Genomic DNA, 1908 nt, shown 5'->3' on the forward strand with positions numbered 1-1908 from the left:
GCTCAGGCGCCGCTGTCCGCCAGCGCCGCCGTCAACGCGGCCAGGTCGTAAGGCTTGCGCAGCACGACGGCGTCCGGCCAGTTGTTGACCTCTCCCTGCCCGGTCGCGAACACGATGCGGATGCCGGGCGCCAGGGTGCGGGCCTGGGCGGCCAGCAGGTCGCCGGACATGCCGGGCAACAATACGTCCGTGATCAGCACGTCCGACGCGGACGAAATGAGCGCGAGCGCCTGCTCCGCATCGACGGCTTCGAGCACCTCGTGGCCCAGGTGGCGCAGCAGCGCCGCGGTCGCGTCGCGGATCTCGTCCTCGTCTTCCACCAGCACGATGCGCAGGCGGCTCGGGTCGGGCTTGCGCCCGGCCGAAGGCAGAATCGGCAGCACATTCGACGGCGCGCTGTCCACGTGGACGCGGTTTCTCTGGTTCGCGAGCACCTGGCGGATGCGGCGCGCCAGGCTTTCGCGCGTGTACGGCTTGCCCAGCAGCTCCACGCCCGGATCGAGGCGGCCGCCGTGCACGATCGAGTTTTCCGTGTACCCGGACGTGAACAGCACGGCGAGGTTCGGCAGCCGTTCGCGGGCCATGCGGGCGAGGTCCGGGCTGCGCAGGGTGCCGGGCATGACGACGTCCGTGAACAGCACGTCGATCGGCACGCCGGATTCCACCACCGCGAGCGCGCTGGCCGCATCGGCCGCCTTCAGCACGCGGTAGCCGAGCCGGGTCAGCATCTCGACGACGGTCGTGCGCACGGCTTCGTCGTCTTCCGCCACGAGGATCGTCTCGGTACCGCCGACGGCCGGCTGGTGCGGATCCATCGGGCCCAGGGGTTCCTCGGCCGCCGTCGTGCGCGGCAGGTACAGCTTCACCGTCGTGCCCTGCCCCGGCTCGCTGTAGATCTTGACGTGGCCGCCGGACTGCTTGACGAAGCCATACACCATCGACAGGCCGAGGCCGGAACCTTTACCCTCCGCCTTGGTCGAGAAGAACGGCTCGAACGCCTGGCGCAGCACGTCCGGTGTCATGCCGCTGCCCGTGTCCGTCACGGCCAGCATCACGTACTGGCCCGGCGCCACGTCGCCGTGCGTGCGGCAATATAAATCGTCGAGGATGGCGTTGTGCGCCTCGATCGTCAGCTTGCCCGCACCGGACATGGCGTCGCGCGCGTTGATGGCAAGGTTGAGGATCGCGTTCTCCACCTGCGCCACGTCGACCGCCGTATTCCACAATCCGCCCGAGAGCGCGAGCTCCACTTCGATCTGTTCGCCGAGTGCGCGGCGCAGCATGTCTTCCATGCCCGTCACGACGCGGCCGATCTTGACCACCTTCGGTTCCAGCGGCTGGCGGCGGCCGAACGCGAGCAGGTAGCTCGCCAGCTTCGCGCCCTTTTCCACGGCCTGACGCGCATTCCCGATCCACCGCTTCGTGTTGGCAAGCCCGTCCGCGCCCCCCGTGTTCATTTCCAGCAGCTGCAGGTTGCCCGAAATGATCTGCAGGAGGTTGTTGAAATCGTGCGCCACGCCGCCCGTCAGCTTGCCGATCGTCTCCATCTTCTGCGACTGCTGCAGTGCCAGTTCCGTGCGGCGGATCTGCTCCGCCTGTTCGCGGTCGGCCGTGATGTCGCGGCCGATCGCGTGGATGAAATCGGCGTCCGGCGCCGCGGTCCACGACAGCACGCAATAGCTGCCGTCCTTGCGCCGGTAGCGGTTCTCGAATTTATAGACGTAATGGCCCTCGCCCAGCGACGCCATCTGCGCCATCGTCGCGGCCTGGTCGTCCGGGTGCACGAGATGCAGGAAGTTCTTGCCGACGATGTCGTGGGGGGGCCCCCCCCCCCCCCCCCCCCCCCCCCGGCAGACCGCGTAGACCGTGGCGGGGGAACACCCCCCCCGCCAGAACGCGCGCGCCCGC

1 protein-coding gene is annotated in these 1908 nt (G+C 68.9%); it reads right to left on the reverse strand.

Annotation, left to right across the window (positions count from 1 at the left end; all coding sequences use genetic code 11):
• Positions 1-2: 2 nt before the first annotated feature.
• Positions 3-1908, reverse strand: a 1906-nt coding sequence (locus ACEN88_RS30450; protein WP_413345732.1) for a response regulator, incomplete at its 5' end; no start/stop codon positions are given.

The organism is Massilia sp. CT11-108 (assembly GCF_047302915.1).
GTDB lineage: Bacteria > Pseudomonadota > Gammaproteobacteria > Burkholderiales > Burkholderiaceae_D > Telluria > Telluria orientalis.